Source organism: Amycolatopsis sp. NPDC049691, assembly GCF_040675005.1.
In the GTDB taxonomy this organism is placed as follows: Bacteria; Actinomycetota; Actinomycetes; order Mycobacteriales; family Pseudonocardiaceae; genus Amycolatopsis.
The window spans coordinates 31,820-46,834 of sequence record NZ_JBFANX010000032.1 but is presented as its reverse complement, the minus strand read 5'-3'; the positions used below and the strand labels follow the sequence as shown (position 1 = coordinate 46,834).

Sequence of the window (15,015 nt, the reverse complement as noted above, 5' to 3'; positions counted from 1 at the left end):
TTCATGGTCGACTTCTGATATATCAATTGTCGATGTAGGCTAAGCGCCATGCACCCGCAGGTCAATCCCCCGTCGCTGGCGGAACAGGCGTACCTCTTCGTCCGTGATCGCCTGGTCATGCTCGACATCCGGCCCGGCTCCCCCATCAACGAGGAGGAGCTCGGCACCGAACTCGGCATGGGCCGCACGCCGATCCGTGAAGCGCTGAAGCGCCTGGAGTCCGAGCGGCTGGTCGTCGCCTACCCGCGGCGCGGGACGTTCGCCACCGACGTCAACATCTCCGACCTCGCGCACATCTCCGAGGTCCGGCGCACGCTGGAGCCGATGGCCACGGCCGCGGCGGCCGAGCGCGCGACCGCGGCCGACCGGGCGACGCTGACCGAGCTGCGCGCGCAGCTCGACGCCGGGGTCCCGAGCGGGGACAACGCCGAGCTGCTGCGCACCGACCTCGCCCTGCACCGGGCGATCTACCGGTGCGTACACAACCCGTTCCTCGAGGACACGCTGATCCGGTACGACAACCTGGCGACCCGGATCTGGTGCGTGTTCGTGCCCCGGCTGGCGGGGATGGCCGGCCACGTCGACGAGCACGTCCCGCTCCTCACCGCGATCATCGAGGGCGACGGCGAGAAGGCCGCCGCGTTGACGCTCGAGCACGTCACCGGGTTCGAGGCCGCCATCCGGGCGTTGATCTAGCCCGCCAGCCGGGCGCGCACCCAGTCGTGGAACGCGCCGATGTGGTGTTCGCTGGGCACGAGCACGCCGCCGCGGGCGTACGAACGCGAGTCCATCGCGAGCTGGCAGCGTTCGCACGCCTCGAAGTCCTGCAGGTTGACGCGGTGGAACAGCTCCACCGAGCGGGTCAGGTCCTTGCCGGACTCGACGACTTCGGGCAGGTACAGCCAGTCGCAGCGCACCAGCGTCCGGTCCGGCGCCAGCGGGAACATGCGGTGGAGGATGACGTGGTCGGGGACGAGGTTGACGAACACCCCCGGCTTGATGGTGATCGCGTAGTACTTCCGGTCCTGGGCCTCGGTGACCCCGGGCAGGCGGTCGACCCCCTCGGAACCGTCGACGGTGAAGCCCTTGATCTCGCCGCCGAACTCGGCGCCGTGGCCGACGTAGTACTGCGCGGCGTAACCGTCGGCGAACTCCGGGAGCACCTCGGTGAGCTCCGGGTGGATCGTCGCGCAGTGGTAGCACTCCATGAAGTTCTCGATGATCTGCTTCCAGTTCGCCTTCACGTCGTACTCGATGCGCTTGCCCAGCGCGAGCCCCTCGATGCCGTAGGCGTCGATCTCGGTCGGCCCGCCGAGCCGTTCGGTGACGGCACCGATCACGGTCTCTTCGAACGACGGCGGCTCGTCGGCCAGGCAGACCCAGGCGTAGCCGAGCCATTCCCGCAGGTGGAGCTTCGTCAGCCCGAACTCGGTGCGGTCGACGTCCGGCATGCCGGTGAGGTTGGGCGCGGCGATCAGCTTGCCGTCGAGGCCGTACGTCCAGGCGTGGTACGGGCACTGGAAGGCGCGCTTCACGGTCCCGCTTTCGGACGTGCACAGCCGGGCGCCGCGGTGGCGGCAGACGTTGAGGAACGCGTTGAGCCTGCCGTCCCGGCCCCGGGAGACCAGCACGCTCTCCTTGCCGATCTGCACGGTCTCGAACGCCCCCGGCCCGGCGAGGTCGGCGCTGCGCACGGCGCAGAACCAGTCCGCCTCGAAGATCTTCGCCTGTTCGGCCGCGAAGACCGCCGGATCGGTGTAGGCGGAGCCGGGCAGGGTGGCGAGCAGGCTCGGCGGGAGATCGATTGCGGTCACCGGCGTGGTCCTCTCCGCGGATCAGTTCGGGAGTTGCGCAGAACGCGTCTTGTTGCTCACTCCGGAACAGAGTGACTGCCGCCGCGCACGCCTGTCAAGACGCGTTTTCCCGTGCCCGCAAGTGGTTCAGACCCCGGGGCCGTCGATCGCCCGCCGGAACAGTGTTTCGATCTCCGCGCGGGTCGGGCGCGGGTCGGCCAGCGCCGCCTGCATCAGCAGGCCGCAGAACAAGCCCGCCAGCAGGCGGCCGGTGAGCGGGTCGGTCCGCAGGCCGAAGAACTCGATGAGGGCTTCGTCCCAGGCCGCGCTCGCCTTGCGCAGCGCGGGACGGTGCAGGGCGGCGACGTACAGGTCGTACTCGACGACGGTGTCGCGGTACTGCTCGTTGATGTAGCCCATCACCAGTTCGGCGAGCGCCGCGGCGAAGTCGGCGTCCGGCGGGAGCGCGGCCTCCCACTCCTTCAGCGCGTGGACGTTCTTCTCGGCGGCCTCGTGCAGCGCGACCTCCAGGAGGTCGTCCAGCGTCGCGAAGTGGTAGGTCGTCGAGCCGAGCGGGACGCCGGCCGCGGCGGCCACCGACCGGTGCGTGACGCCGTCGATCCCCCGCTGCGCGACGACCTCGATCGCGGCCTTGGCGATCCGCGCGCGCCGCTCGGGGTCGTTCGGACCGCGGCGCCGCGTCGCGCCGGGTTCGCTCTTCGCCATCGAGCCCCCTTGTGGACATCTGTACATGTTTCGCGTACAAATGTACGCACTCTCGACCCGTACCGGCCACCACCGATCCGGAAGGAGCCGGAGTGAAGGACCTCCACATCGACGGCATCTGGCTGGACGCGTCCACCGGGACGCGCTCCGACGTGCTGAACCCCGCGACCGGCGAGGTCATCGTGACCGTCGCCGAGGCGAGCCGCGCGGAGGTCGACGCCGCGGTCAGAGCCGCCCGCCGGGCCTTCGACGAAGGCCCGTGGCGGCGGACGACCGCCACCGAACGCGGCGCCCTGCTGCGCAAGGTCGCCGACCTCCTGGTCCGCGACCGCGAAGAGCTGGCCCGCACCGAGAGCCTCGACACGGGCAAGACGCTCGGCGAGGGCGGCATCGACATCGACGACGTCACGAACGTCTTCCGCTACTACGCCGACCTCGCCGACAAGGACGCCGGCCGCCTGGTCGACGCGGGCAGCGCGACCGTCGTCAGCCGGATCGTGCACGAACCGGTCGGCGTCTGCGCCCTGATCGCGCCGTGGAACTACCCGCTGCTGCAGATGTCCTGGAAGGTCGCGCCCGCGCTGGCCGCGGGCAACACCGTGGTGCTCAAGCCCAGCGAGGTCACGCCGCTGACCACGATCAAGCTCGTCGCCCTGCTGGAAGAGGCGGGCGCCCCGCCCGGCGTCGTCAACCTGCTGCTCGGCGACGGCCGCGTCGGCGCGGCGCTGGTCGAGCACCCGGGGGTCGACCTGGTCTCCTTCACCGGCGGCTACGCGACCGGCGAGAAGATCATGGCGGCCGCCGCGAAGGGCGTCCGCCGCGTCGCCCTCGAACTCGGCGGCAAGAACCCGAACGTGGTCTTCGCCGACGCCGACTACGACACCGCGCTGGACTACGCGCTGATGGCCGCGTTCGTCCATTCGGGACAGGTCTGCTCGGCGGGCGCGCGCCTGATCGTCCAGGACGAGATCCACGACCGGTTCGTCGCGGACCTCGCCGCGCGCGCCGACCGCATCCGCGTCGGCGACCCGCTCGACCCCGCCACCGAAACGGGCGCACTCGTCTCGGCGCAGCACCGCGCCAAGGTCGAGGGTTACATCGAAAGCGCTCTCCAGGAAGGCGCGACGCTCCGGGCGGGCGGCAAGCGCCCCGAAGGACCGGAGTACGAAAACGGGTTCTTCCTCCGCCCGACCGTGTTCTCCGACTGCACCAGGGACATGGCGGTAGTCCGGGAAGAGGTCTTCGGCCCGGTCGTCACCGTGGAACGCTTCACCGAAGAGGCCGACGCGATCGCGCTGGCCAACGACACCGAGTACGGGCTCGCCGGGGCCGTGTGGACGTCGGACGCGTCCCGCGCCCAGCGGGTCGCCGGGGCGCTGCGCCACGGCACCGTGTGGATCAACGACTACCACCCCTACCTGCCGCAGGCGGAGTGGGGTGGTTTCGGCAAGTCGGGCATCGGCCGCGAACTCGGGCCGTCCGGGCTGGCCGAGTACCAGGAGAGCAAGCACGTCTACCAGAACATCGATCCCGTTCCGCAGCACTGGTTCAAGGGCTAGACACTCCCTCCCCCACCACGTGAGGACGTTGCGATGACCACTCAGGAAATACCGGCGGGCGGGGGGCCTGCTGCCGACGACAGCTCCGAACTCGAGAAGTTCGGCTACCGCCAGGAGCTCGAGCGCTCGCTCGGGTCGTTCTCCAGCTTCGCCGCCGGGTTCAGCTACATCTCCATCCTGACCGGCGTGTTCCAGCTCTTCTTCTTCGGCTTCGGGTCGGGGGGCCCGGCCTTCATCTGGACGTGGCCGCTGGTCTTCCTCGGCCAGTTCGCCGTCGCGCTGTGCTTCGCCGAGCTCGCCGGCCAGTTCCCGCTCGCCGGGTCGGTGTACCAGTGGGCCAAGCAGATCGCGAAGCCCGCGACGTCGTGGCTGGCCGGCTGGATCATGATCATCGGCGCGATCGTGACGGCGGGCGCCGTCGCCGTGGCCTACCAGATCATCCTGCCGCAGGTCTCGACGGCGTTCCAGATCGTCGGCAGCGACGCCGACGCCGGCCTGACGTCCACCCCGGGCGGCGCGCAGAACGCCATCATCCTGGCCGTGGTGCTGGTCGTGTTCGCCACGATCGTCAACATCATCGGCGTCAAGCTGATGGCCAAGATCAACAACTTCGGCGTCGCGGTCGAGCTCGGCGCGAGCATCCTGCTCGTGATCGCGCTCGCCATCCACATCAAGCGCGGACCGGGTCTCGTCTTCGACACCGCGGGCACCGGCGACGGTCACTCGTTCGGGTACCTCGGGGCGTTCCTGGTGGCGTCGCTGATGAGCGCGTACGTCTTCTACGGCTTCGACACCGCCGGTTCGCTGGCCGAGGAGACCACCCAGCCACGGCGGCACGCGCCGCGCGCGATCCTGCGGGCGCTCGCCGCTGCGTTCATCGTCGGCGGGCTCATCATGCTGTTCGGCATGATGGCGGTCGGCAACCTCAAGGCCGACGAGCTCAGCACGTCCGGCATGCCCTACCTGCTCAAGAGCACCCTCGGCGAAGGACTCGGCGACGCCTTCCTGATCTGCTCGGCGATCGCGATCACCGTGTGCTGCCTCGCCGTGCAGACCGCGGCCATCCGGATGACGTGGGCGATGGCCCGCGACGGCCGCCTGCCGTTCAGCCGCGCGATGGCCAAGGTGTCGCCGCGGTCCAAGACGCCGGTGCTGCCGGCACTGCTCACCGGCGGCCTCACGGTCGTGGTGCTGCTGATCAACCTGGGCAACCAGCGGGCGTTCTTCATCCTGACCTCGACCGCGATCATCCTCTTCTACATCCCCTACCTGATGGTCACCGGCCCGATGCTGGTGCGCCGCCTGCGCGGGCACTGGCCGCGTCCCGAGCACGGCCCGTACTTCAAGCTCGGCCGCTGGGGCACGCTGGTGAACCTGGTCGCCGTCGTTTACGGCGGGGCGATGACGGTCAACCTGATCTGGCCGCGCGCCGAGGTCTACGGCGACGACCACTGGTACTTCCAGTGGGGCGCGGTGATCGTCACCGGGCTGATCGTGATCATCGGTGCGATCATGCTGTACGTCCGGCGCCGCACGTGGGGCTCCGCGCACACGAGCCCCGAGCACATGCCCGACAACGCACCGGACACCCTGCCCGGCTAGGAGGCACGCCATGAGTTCCGAAACCTACGACTTCGTCATCGTCGGCGGCGGCTCGGCGGGCTGCGCGCTGGCGAACCGGCTCTCGGCCGACCCGGCGAACAAGGTCCTCGTCCTGGAGGCGGGCCGGTCCGACTACAAGTGGGACGTCTTCATCCACATGCCGGCCGCGCTGACGTTCCCGATCGGGTCGAAGTTCTACGACTGGGGCTACCGCAGCGAGCCCGAGCCGTACATGAACCGCCGTCGCATCTACCACGCGCGCGGCAAGGTGCTCGGCGGGTCGTCGAGCATCAACGGGATGATCTTCCAGCGCGGCAACCCGATGGACTACGAACGCTGGGGCGCCGACCCCGGGATGTCCACTTGGGACTACGCGCACTGCCTGCCGTACTTCAACCGGATGGAGAACTGCCTCGCCGATCCGCCGGACGGGAAGTGGCGCGGGCACGACGGTCCCCTCGAACTGGAACGCGGCCCGGCGTCGAACCCGTTGTTCCAGGCGTTCTTCGACGCCGCCGAGCAGGCGGGCTACCCGCGCACCGACGACGTCAACGGCTACCGGCAGGAGGGCTTCGCGCCCTTCGACCGCAACGTCCGAAAAGGACGCCGGTTGTCCGCCGCGGGTGCGTACCTGCACCCGGTGCTGGACCGGCCCAACCTGACGGTGAAGACGCACGCGTTCGTGTCGCAGATCCTCTTCGACGGCACCCGCGCGGTCGGCGTCGAGTACGCGCAGGGCCGGAAGGCGCCGGCCGAGGTGTACGGCAAGGAGATCATCCTCTGCGGCGGCGCGATCAACACCCCGCAGCTGCTGCAGCTGTCCGGTGTCGGGAACGCGGCCGAACTGGAGAAGCTCGGCATCGACGTCGTCAAGGACCTGCCAGGCGTCGGCGAAAACCTGCAGGACCACCTGGAGGTGTACATCCAGTACGCCTGCAAGCAACCGGTGTCGATGCAGCCGTCGCTGGCGAAGTGGAAGCGGCCCTACATCGGGGCGCAGTGGCTGTTCCTGCGGTCCGGGCCCGCCGCCACCAACCACTTCGAGGGCGGCGGGTTCGTCCGGTCGAACGACGAGGTGAAGTACCCGAACCTGATGTTCCACTTCCTGCCGGTGGCGATCCGCTACGACGGTTCGGCGCCGACGGGCGGCCACGGCTACCAGGTGCACGTCGGCCCGATGTACGCCGACACCCGCGGCTCGGTGAAGATCACCTCGACCGACCCGCGGCAGCACCCGGCGATCAAGTTCAACTACCTCTCGACGCCGAACGACCGCAAGGAATGGGTCGAGGCCGTGCGGGTGGCGCGGAAGATCCTCAACCAGCCCGCGCTCGACCCGTACAACGACGGGGAGATCTCGCCGGGACCGTCGGTGGAGACCGACGAGGAGATCCTCGACTGGGTCGCCAAGGACGCCGAGACCGCCCTGCACCCGTCGTGCACGGCCAAGATGGGCGTGGACGAGAAGTCCGTCGTCGACCCGCAGACCATGCGGGTGCACGGCACCGAGGGCCTGCGCGTGGTGGACGCGTCGGTGATGCCCTACATCACCAACGGCAACATCTACGCGCCGGTGATGATGACCGCCGAGAAGGCCGCCGACCTGATCCTCGGCAACACCCCGCTCGCCCCGATCAAGACGCCCTTCTACCGGCACGGCGAGAACTAGCCCCGACGTCGTCGCGCCCGTACCGCCATCCCCGGTACGGGCCTTCGGCGCGCCCGGGATACCCGTTATCCGGTAACGAAAACTACCGGGGCGTACCCCCTTGACGCGCCTCTCCGGCGAACTCACACTTGTTGCGTATCACAGTTGATGTTCCCCCATGCGCAACATACCTCGGAGGCGTCATGATTCGCGCGTGCACGGTGGACGAGCTGCCCCCCGGCGAGTCCGTCCGGATCCCCGGACCGCCCGCCATCGCGGTGTTCCACACCGAGGAGGGCGAGCTGTACGCCATCGGCGACACGTGCACCCACCAGGACGCTTCCCTGGCCGACGGCTGGCTCGAAGGCTGCTTCGTCGAGTGCCCGCTGCACGCGGCGCTGTTCGACCTGCGCACGGGCATGCCGACCTGCCTGCCGGCGAAGGACCCGGTGCGCACGTACGCCGTGGTCGTCGAGGAGGGTGTCATCTACGTCGACGGCGTGGCCGGCGAGGACGCGGCGTGAAGCGCATCGCGGTCGTCGGCGCGTCGCTCGCCGGGGTCCGCGCGGCGCAGGAGCTGCGCGCGCAGGGGTACGACGGCGGGATCGTGCTGATCGGCTCCGAAACCCACCTGCCGTACGACCGGCCGCCGCTGTCGAAGGGCTTCCTGGCCGGCACCGTTTCCGCGGCGTCGCTGGAACTGCTCGACGCCGGCGACCTCGCCTCGCTGGCGCTGGACTTCCGGCTCGGCGTGCGCGCGACGGCGCTGGAGCCGGCTTCGCGTCGAGTGCTGTTGTCGGACGGCGGTTCGGTGCACGCGGACGGCGTCGTCATCGCGACCGGTGGCCGGGCGCGGACCGTGCCCGGCTGGTCCGGGGTGCACACGCTGCGGACGGTCGACGACGCACTGGCCCTGCGCGAAGCCCTGGTGCCCGGGGTCCGGGTGGTGGTGATCGGTGCCGGGTTCATCGGGGCCGAGGTGGCCTCGACGTGCCGGTCGCTGGGCCTCGACGTCACGGTGCTGGAGGCGCTGGCCGCGCCGATGGCGCCGGTGCTGGGCCCGGAGCTGGCCGCTGTCTGCGCCCGGCTGCACGCCGACCACGGTACGGACCTGCGGTGCGGCGTTTCGGTGACGGCCGTGGACGCGGCCGGCGTCCACCTCGCCGACGGTTCGCTCGTCCCGGCCGACGTCGTCGTGGCGGGCATCGGCATGGTCCCGGCGACGGAGTGGCTGGACGGCTCCGGGTTGACGGTCGGCAACGGCGTCCACACCGACGATGGACTGGTGACGGCGCTGCCGAACGTGGTCGCGGTGGGCGACGTGGCCCGCTACGGCGGCCGGCGGCACGAGCACTGGACGAACGCGTCGGAGCAGGCCCCGGTCGCGGTGGCGAACCTGCTGGCCGGGCACACCGCGCGAACGTACACACCGAGTGGTTACGTCTGGTCGGACCAGTATTCGGGGACCTTGCAGCTGGCCGGGCACCCGGTGCCGACCGACACGCTTTCGTTCGTGGACGGCGATCCGGCGTCGGCGTCGTTCGCGGCGGTGTGGCAGCGCGACGGGGAGACGGTGGGGGTGTTCGCGTTGAACAACGCGAAGCTGTTCAACCGCCTGCGACGTCCCCTTCGGCGGCCGGCGGCCGTCTGAAAGTCTCAACCGGCGTTTCAAAGATACGCTTCACCCACATGGAGCTGGCTCTGGACGAACTGCGGGTGCTGACGGGCTGGGCCGCCGACTGCGCCGCGCGGGTGCTGCCGTTGGTACCGGATCCGCGCCCGGCGGCGGCGATCGCGGCGGCACGGGAGTTCGCTTCGGGAGGCCCGCGAACCCGCGCCTTGCGGACGGCGGCGTGGGAGGCGTTGGCGGCAAGCAGGACCCCGGACCCGGCGGCCGCGGCGGCGGCGCGCGCGGCGGTGGGCGTGGCCGGCGCGGCTTACCTGCACCCGCTGGAGTCGCCGCACCAGGTGAAGCACATCGTCGGCCCCGCGCAGCAGGCGGCGTTGGCCCGCGAACTGGCGGGTGGTTCCGCCTCCGATGAGGTCGCCTGGGCGCTGTCGCAGGCGCCGCGCGAGGTGAGCGAGATCCTGCGGAAGTTCCCACCGGGCAAGCCGGGCAAAACCCGCCTGGGCGAGCTGCACCGCCAGTTGGAAGCGGCACTGCGCGGCCGGTCGTGACAACCCGCACCAGGCCTACAGCGAGAGTTCGTCCAGATCCGACTCCAGGCGCGCCCGCCAGGTCCACCGCCGCTCCGTCGTGTCCGCGTCCTCGGGCGGCGGCCCCAGCGGCAGCGCCTGGTCGGTGATCCCGAACGTCACCCGGTACGCCAGCACCGAAGCCGCCGTGCGGATCCACGCGTCTCCCGAGGCCCCCGCCGGCGGTGCCACCCCCAGCGCGTGACCGAACCACGTCGGCAGCAGCGCGTTCGACCCCAGCGCGTCGGTGATCCGCGTCCGCAGCCGCACCTGCAGGTCGTGCCACGCCCGCTCGGCCCGCTCCAGCTGCGGGACCACCCGCGCCTCCACCGCGTCCGCCTCGCGCAACGCCAAGCGCGCCTGGTCGGCCGCCTGGACCGCCGCCGGGATCTCCTCGTCCAGCAACGTCCGGCGCCGCGTCGCCAACGCCCGCAACGACGACTCCGCGTCCCCGCGAGCCCGCGCACCGCGGTCCGTCGACGCCAGCACCCGGATCACGTCCAGCAAGTCCGCGTCGCAGCGGGACAACGCCGCCTGCACCGAGGAAAGGCGCGAGATCTCGTCGGAGTACCGCGCGCGCTGCTCCTTCGTGACGAGCTCCTTGTGCAGGTCGTCCCAGCGCGCCGCCTCCGCCGCCAGCGCCCGCGTCTCCGCGCCGACCTCGTCCAGGTTCGCCTGCGGCACCCCGTCGGCCACGCGGACCGCGCGCTCCAGGGCCTGGACCTGCTGCTGCAGCCGGTCCAGCCGCCGCCCGAGCAGGTCCAGCCGGTCCTCCTGGCGGCTCGCGCCGCCGCTCTCGAGCCGCTCGGTCAGGTCGGCGACGTCCTGGCGCACGCGGTCGTCGGTCTCCTCGACGGCCGCGCGCAGCCCGTCGACCGCCGCGAACAGCTCGTCGAGGTCGCGCCGCGTGGTGTCGACCGGCTCTTCGTAGCCGGCCGAGAACTCGGGGTCGTCGCCGTAGGTCGCGTAGCCGTGGCTCACGGGATCCGGCTTTCCCGCCACAGCAGCCCGCACGTGGCCGCGACGCCCAGCGCCGTCAGGATCGTGCAGACCACCAACCCGGACCACGGGACCAGCGCGAGGACCAGCAGCCCGGCCGTCGCGCTGCCCGCCCACGCCGCCCGCGTCCGCTCGCGGATGACGTCGCCGACGCGCCGGACCGGGCCGAAGCCGATCCACAGCCCGGCCGCGAACAGCGGCACGAGCGCGAACAGCCACCCCGGCGACAGCACGTCGAACAGCACCAGCGCCGCCGCCACCAGCGGCACCAGCACCGGCGCGGCCGCGTAGTACACGACCGCGCGCTGCGTCGCCGCGTGCCGGGACTCCAGCTCGGCGTTCGCGAGCCGGTGCTTCGCCTCGTCGAACGCCACCTCGGCGTCGAGCAGCCGGTGGGCCGTCGCGACGAGCTCGTCCATCGCCTCGACGTCGGCCGGCGGGGTCGCCAGCCCCGCCCGCAGGTCCTGCTTGAGCCGGCCCACGCGGGCTTCCGCCTGGTCCCGGTCGTGCTGGGCTGGAGTCGTCACGCGAACACTGTAAGTGCCACGACCGTCACCACCGGCCAATGCGGCCGGTGCGTCTACAAATCACCGAGGGCGGTGACCGGCGACTCCACGCAGTCGGCGACGAACCGCAGGAACCCGCCTGCCGTGCCGCCGTCGCAGACGCGGTGGTCGAACGCCAGCGTCAGTTCGCAGACCTTCCGCACGCCGAGGGCGCCGTCGACCACCCACGGCCGGTCGATGATCCGGCCGATGCCGAGGATCGCGGCCTCGGGGTGGTTGATGATCGCCGCGGACCCGTCGACGCCGAAGACGCCGTAGTTGTTGACAGTGAACGTGCCGCCGGTGAGGTCCGCCAGCGCCAGCTTGCCGTCGCGCGCGGTGCGGGCGCGGTCGCCGATGGCCGCCGACAGGTCCCGCGTCGACAGCGCCCCCGCGTCCCGCACGACCGGCACGACCAGCCCGCGGTCGGTCTGCGCGGCGAACCCGAGGTGGATCTCGTCCAGCAGCACGATCTCGTCGCCTTCGACGCGCGAGTTCAGCTCGGGGAACTTCTTCAGCCCCGCGACGGCGAACCGCGCGATCAGGCCGAGCAGGCTGACCGGCCGGTCCGTCTTGGCGTTCAAGGCGGCTCGGGCGGCGACCAGCTCGGTCGCGTCGACGTCCACCCAGACCGTGGCCTCGGGGATCTCGCGCCGGGACGTCGTCAGCTTGTCCGCGACGGCCTTGCGCACGCCGGTCAGCGGGATCCGCTTCCCCTTCGCGACGGGCTTCTTGAGGGCGGCCTCGACGTCGGCGCGGCGGATGATGCCGTCCGGACCGGCCGGGGTGAGCTTCGCGAGGTCGATCCCGTTGTCCGCGGCCAGTTTCCGGACGAACGGCGAGATCACGCCGGGCGCCTTGGCCTTCGGCGCGGGCGCTTCGACGCGGCGGGCGCGCTTGCGCCGGGTGGTCGGCGCGGTGCCGTACCCGATGAGGACGTTCCCGCTGCCGGACGACGTCGTGACGCCGGGCTCGGCGAACCCGCCGACGGACAGCAGCGGCGCGCCGACCGGCAGCAGCTGCCCCGGCTCGCCGTGCAGCGCGGACACGACGCCGGCGAACGGCACGGGCACCTCGACCGCGGCCTTCGCCGTCTCGACCTCGACGACGATCTGGTCGACCTCGACCGTGTCGCCGACGTTCACGTGCCAGTTGAGGATCGCCGCCTCGGTCAGGCCTTCGCCGAGGTCGGGCAGCAGGAAGTCAGGCACCGGCCACCACCGGGGTGTCGTTCCACTGCAGGCGCGCGATCGTGTCGAGGATCCGGTCGACGTCGGGCAGCGTGTGCCGCTCCAGCTTCGGCGCCGGGTACGGGATGTCGAGCCCGGTCACGCGCAGCACGGGCGCGTGCAGCTGGTGGAAGCACTGCTCGGTGACGCGCGCGACGACCTCGGCGCCGTAGCCGCCGAAGCCGGCGGCCTCGTGGACCACGACGGCCCGGCCGGTGCGGCGCACGGACGCCGTCACGGTCTCGTCGTCGAACGGGCTCAGGGAGCGCAGGTCGACGACCTCGACGTCCCACCCCTCGTCCTTCGCCGCTTCGGCGGTCTCCATGGCCGTGGCGACCATCGGGCCGTAGGCGATGAGCGTGACGTCCTTGCCGGTCTTGCGCACCGCGGCCTTGTCCATCGCCGGGCCGGTGCGGGTGAAGGTGACTTCTTCGCCCGACCAGTAGCGCGCCTTCGGCTCGAGGAAGACGACCGGGTCCGGCGACTCGATGGCGTCGCGGAGCAGGTCGTAGGCGTCCTGCGCGGTGCCCGGCGTGACGACGCGCAGGCCCGGCGTGTGCGTGTAGTAGACCTCGCTGGAGTCGCAGTGGTGCTCGACGCCGCCGATGCCGCCGGCGTAGGGGATCCGGATGACCATCGGCAGTTCCAGCGCGCCGCGGGTGCGGTTGCGCAGCTTCGCGACGTGCGAGGTGATCTGCTCGAACGCCGGGTAGGCGAAGGCGTCGAACTGCATCTCGACGACCGGGCGGAACCCGCCCATCGCCATCCCGACGGCGAACCCGACGATGCCGGACTCGGCCAGCGGGGTGTCGAAGCAGCGGTCCTCGCCGAAGTCGGCGGTGATGCCGTCGGTGACCCGGAAGACACCGCCGAGCGTGCCGACGTCCTCGCCGAAGACGAGCACGCGGTCGTCGTCCTTGAGCGCGTCGCGCAGGGCCGCGTTGAGCGCCTGCGCCATCGTGGTCGTCATCAGGCCTCCAGTTCGGCTCGCAGGGCGGCCCGCTGCGCTTCGAGGTGGCGGGTCGGCTCGGCGTAGACGTGGTCGAACAGGGACATCGGGTCGAGTTCCGCGTCGGCGTTGAGGGTGTCGCGGACGGACTGGGCGAACTCCTCGGCCTCTGCTCGGTACCGCGCGATCTCGTCGGGGTCGAGGGCGTCCCCGAGGTAGGTCTCGAGGCGCTTGAGCGGGTCGGCTTCGCGCCACTTCGCGACTTCGGCGGCGTCGCGGTAGCGGGTGGCGTCGTCGGCGTTGGTGTGGGCGTCGATGCGGTAGGTGTGGGCCTCGACGAGCACCGGGCCCTTGCCTTCGCGGGCGTGCTTCACGGCGTCGTCGAGGACGGCGAGGACCGCGACGGCGTCGTTGCCGTCGACCTGCTCGGAACGCATGCCGTAGCCGATCCCCTTGTAGGCGAGGGCGGGCGCGGCGCTCTGCTTCTCGAAGGGGACGGAGATGGCGTAGCGGTTGTTCTGCACGAAGAACACGACGGGCGCCTTGAAGACGGCGGCGAAGTTGAGCGCCTCGTGGAAGTCGCCTTCGCTGGTGGCGCCGTCGCCGATGAGCGCGAGCGCGACGGCGTCCTCACCGCGTCGCTGCATGGCGTGCGCGAGACCGGCGGCGTGCAGGGTCTGCGTCGCGAGCGGAGTGCACTGGGGAGCTACGCGCGTCTCGGCGGGGTCGTAGCCGCAGTGCGCGTCGCCGCGAAGCAGCGTCAGGACTTCGCCGGGCTTCAGGCCGCGCGCGACGAGGGCGACGGAGTCGCGGTAGGTCGGGAAGAGCCAGTCCTGGTCCTGCAGCGCGAGCGCGGCGGCGACCTGGCAGGCCTCCTGGCCGGCGCTGGAGGGGTAGACGGCGAGGCGGCCCTGCTTGGTGAGGGCGGTCGCCTGGACGTCGAACCGGCGGCCCAGGACCATCAGCCGGTAGGCGGCCTTCAGGCGGTCGATGGCGGGCTCGGCGTAGCCGTCGTGCTGGTCGACGCGGGTCCCGTCCTCGGCGGCGAACCGCACGGGGGACGCGGAGGGCAGCAGGGTTTCCACGGGCACCACCTCTCGCAGACATATGATGCTGAGATGGTGGTTCTTGCTGATCGTGTGTTCAAGGTCCTGGCCGAATGAGCGACAAACGGCCTTTTTCTGCTGGCGCGGGTGACCAAACGTCCATCAGTGCGCTGGCCCACGGCGGCCTTCCGGGACGAACGGCCCCGGCCCTCGACGAGGTCGACCGGGCGATGCTGGCGGAGCTGTCCGCGGACGGGCGCCTGGCGGTCCGCGCACTGGCGGAGAAGCTGCACATCTCGCGCACGAACGCGTACGCGAGATTGGAGCGGCTGCTGGCCGAGGGAGTGATCACGGGCTTCGGCGCGCGGATCGACCCGCGACGGGCGGGCCTGGGCACGTCGGCGTACATCATGGTGACGGTGGAGCAGACGTCGTGGCGCACGATGGCCACGGACCTGCACGAGATCCCGTACGTCGACCACGTGGCCCTCGTGGGCGGCGACTTCGACATCCTGCTGCTGGTCCGGACGCCGGACAACCAGACGTTGCGGGACGTCGTGCTGGAGCGGCTGCAGGCTTTGGAGGGGGTGCGGTCGACGCGGACGTGGCTGATCTTCGAGGAACTGCCGGGCTCGGTCCTCGGCTGAGCCCGGGTTGCCGCCTCCGACGCGCGGGCAAAACCCTTGCCCGCGAGCACCCTTGCCTTTCACCACATCACCGATT

General features: G+C 71.1%; 15 protein-coding genes. 8 read left to right on the top strand and 7 right to left on the bottom strand.

Annotated elements, in window-relative coordinates:
• Positions 1-48: 48 nt before the first annotated feature.
• Positions 49-696 carry a GntR family transcriptional regulator gene (locus AB0J40_RS43810; protein ID WP_364465930.1) on the top strand — a complete coding sequence of 216 codons (648 nt, stop codon included), beginning with the start codon at positions 49-51 and terminating at the stop codon, positions 694-696.
• On the opposite strand, the gene AB0J40_RS43805 is transcribed toward AB0J40_RS43810, so the two are convergent.
• Both AB0J40_RS43805 and AB0J40_RS43800 read right to left on the bottom strand, forming a co-directional pair.
• Positions 693-1,814 (bottom strand): aromatic ring-hydroxylating dioxygenase subunit alpha, encoded by a 1,122-nt coding sequence (locus AB0J40_RS43805; protein WP_364465928.1) that lies wholly within the window; start codon positions 1,812-1,814, stop codon positions 693-695. The genes AB0J40_RS43810 and AB0J40_RS43805 overlap by 4 nt on opposite strands.
• 126 nt (positions 1,815-1,940) lie before the next feature.
• On the bottom strand, positions 1,941-2,519 hold the full coding sequence (locus tag AB0J40_RS43800; protein ID WP_364465926.1) for a TetR family transcriptional regulator: 579 nt from the start codon (positions 2,517-2,519) through the stop codon (positions 1,941-1,943).
• A 92-nt stretch (positions 2,520-2,611) separates the two neighbouring features.
• On the opposite strand from AB0J40_RS43800, the gene AB0J40_RS43795 reads away from it, so the two are divergent.
• The 6 genes from AB0J40_RS43795 (at position 2,612) to AB0J40_RS43770 (ending at position 9,506) form a co-directional block, all read left to right on the top strand.
• Positions 2,612-4,078 carry an aldehyde dehydrogenase family protein gene (locus tag AB0J40_RS43795; protein WP_364465924.1) on the top strand — a complete coding sequence of 489 codons (1,467 nt, stop codon included), beginning with the start codon at positions 2,612-2,614 and terminating at the stop codon, positions 4,076-4,078.
• Between the two features lie 33 nt (positions 4,079-4,111).
• Positions 4,112-5,680 (top strand): amino acid permease, encoded by a 1,569-nt coding sequence (locus AB0J40_RS43790; protein ID WP_364465922.1) that lies wholly within the window; start codon positions 4,112-4,114, stop codon positions 5,678-5,680.
• A 10-nt stretch (positions 5,681-5,690) separates the two neighbouring features.
• A complete protein-coding gene (gene betA, locus AB0J40_RS43785) occupies positions 5,691-7,349 on the top strand; it encodes a choline dehydrogenase (RefSeq protein WP_364465920.1) in 1,659 nt (552 codons plus the stop codon).
• Between the two features lie 182 nt (positions 7,350-7,531).
• Positions 7,532-7,852 (top strand): bifunctional 3-phenylpropionate/cinnamic acid dioxygenase ferredoxin subunit, encoded by a 321-nt coding sequence (locus tag AB0J40_RS43780; RefSeq protein ID WP_364465918.1) that lies wholly within the window; start codon positions 7,532-7,534, stop codon positions 7,850-7,852.
• Positions 7,849-8,979, top strand: a complete 1,131-nt coding sequence (locus tag AB0J40_RS43775) for an FAD-dependent oxidoreductase (RefSeq protein WP_364465916.1) — start codon at positions 7,849-7,851, stop codon at positions 8,977-8,979. Before AB0J40_RS43780 ends, AB0J40_RS43775 begins: the two co-directional genes overlap by 4 nt.
• Positions 8,980-9,017: 38 nt before the next feature.
• On the top strand, positions 9,018-9,506 hold the full coding sequence (locus AB0J40_RS43770; protein ID WP_364465914.1) for a putative immunity protein: 489 nt from the start codon (positions 9,018-9,020) through the stop codon (positions 9,504-9,506).
• A gap of 15 nt (positions 9,507-9,521) precedes the next feature.
• On the opposite strand, the gene AB0J40_RS43765 is transcribed toward AB0J40_RS43770, so the two are convergent.
• The 5 genes from AB0J40_RS43765 to pdhA are packed head-to-tail and all read right to left on the bottom strand — an operon-like array spanning position 9,522 to position 14,337.
• Positions 9,522-10,505 (bottom strand): hypothetical protein, encoded by a 984-nt coding sequence (locus tag AB0J40_RS43765; protein ID WP_364465913.1) that lies wholly within the window; start codon positions 10,503-10,505, stop codon positions 9,522-9,524.
• Positions 10,502-11,050 (bottom strand): hypothetical protein, encoded by a 549-nt coding sequence (locus AB0J40_RS43760; RefSeq protein WP_364465911.1) that lies wholly within the window; start codon positions 11,048-11,050, stop codon positions 10,502-10,504. Before AB0J40_RS43760 ends, AB0J40_RS43765 begins: the two co-directional genes overlap by 4 nt.
• A gap of 53 nt (positions 11,051-11,103) precedes the next feature.
• Complete coding sequence (locus AB0J40_RS43755) at positions 11,104-12,279, bottom strand: dihydrolipoamide acetyltransferase family protein (protein WP_364465909.1); 1,176 nt, start codon at positions 12,277-12,279, stop codon at positions 11,104-11,106.
• Positions 12,272-13,267 carry an alpha-ketoacid dehydrogenase subunit beta gene (locus AB0J40_RS43750; RefSeq protein ID WP_364465907.1) on the bottom strand — a complete coding sequence of 332 codons (996 nt, stop codon included), beginning with the start codon at positions 13,265-13,267 and terminating at the stop codon, positions 12,272-12,274. The genes AB0J40_RS43755 and AB0J40_RS43750 overlap by 8 nt, the downstream gene beginning before the upstream one ends.
• Positions 13,267-14,337 (bottom strand): pyruvate dehydrogenase (acetyl-transferring) E1 component subunit alpha, encoded by a 1,071-nt coding sequence (pdhA, locus tag AB0J40_RS43745; RefSeq protein WP_364465905.1) that lies wholly within the window; start codon positions 14,335-14,337, stop codon positions 13,267-13,269. The genes AB0J40_RS43750 and pdhA overlap by 1 nt, the downstream gene beginning before the upstream one ends.
• Positions 14,338-14,462: 125 nt before the next feature.
• On the opposite strand from pdhA, the gene AB0J40_RS43740 reads away from it, so the two are divergent.
• The gene (locus AB0J40_RS43740; protein ID WP_364466030.1) at positions 14,463-14,939 is read left to right on the top strand and encodes an Lrp/AsnC family transcriptional regulator; all 477 of its coding nucleotides are present in this window, start codon (positions 14,463-14,465) and stop codon (positions 14,937-14,939) included.
• Positions 14,940-15,015: the final 76 nt, after the last annotated feature.

Coding starts and splice junctions, on each gene's coding strand:
- AB0J40_RS43750 (WP_364465907.1), bottom strand. CDS start 13,267: ATGACGACCACGATGGCGCAGGCGCTCAACGCGGCCCTGCGCGACGCG.
- AB0J40_RS43770 (WP_364465914.1), top strand. CDS start 9,018: ATGGAGCTGGCTCTGGACGAACTGCGGGTGCTGACGGGCTGGGCCGCC.
- AB0J40_RS43800 (WP_364465926.1), bottom strand. CDS start 2,519: ATGGCGAAGAGCGAACCCGGCGCGACGCGGCGCCGCGGTCCGAACGAC.
- AB0J40_RS43780 (WP_364465918.1), top strand. CDS start 7,532: ATGATTCGCGCGTGCACGGTGGACGAGCTGCCCCCCGGCGAGTCCGTC.
- betA (WP_364465920.1), top strand. CDS start 5,691: ATGAGTTCCGAAACCTACGACTTCGTCATCGTCGGCGGCGGCTCGGCG.
- AB0J40_RS43810 (WP_364465930.1), top strand. CDS start 49: ATGCACCCGCAGGTCAATCCCCCGTCGCTGGCGGAACAGGCGTACCTC.
- AB0J40_RS43790 (WP_364465922.1), top strand. CDS start 4,112: ATGACCACTCAGGAAATACCGGCGGGCGGGGGGCCTGCTGCCGACGAC.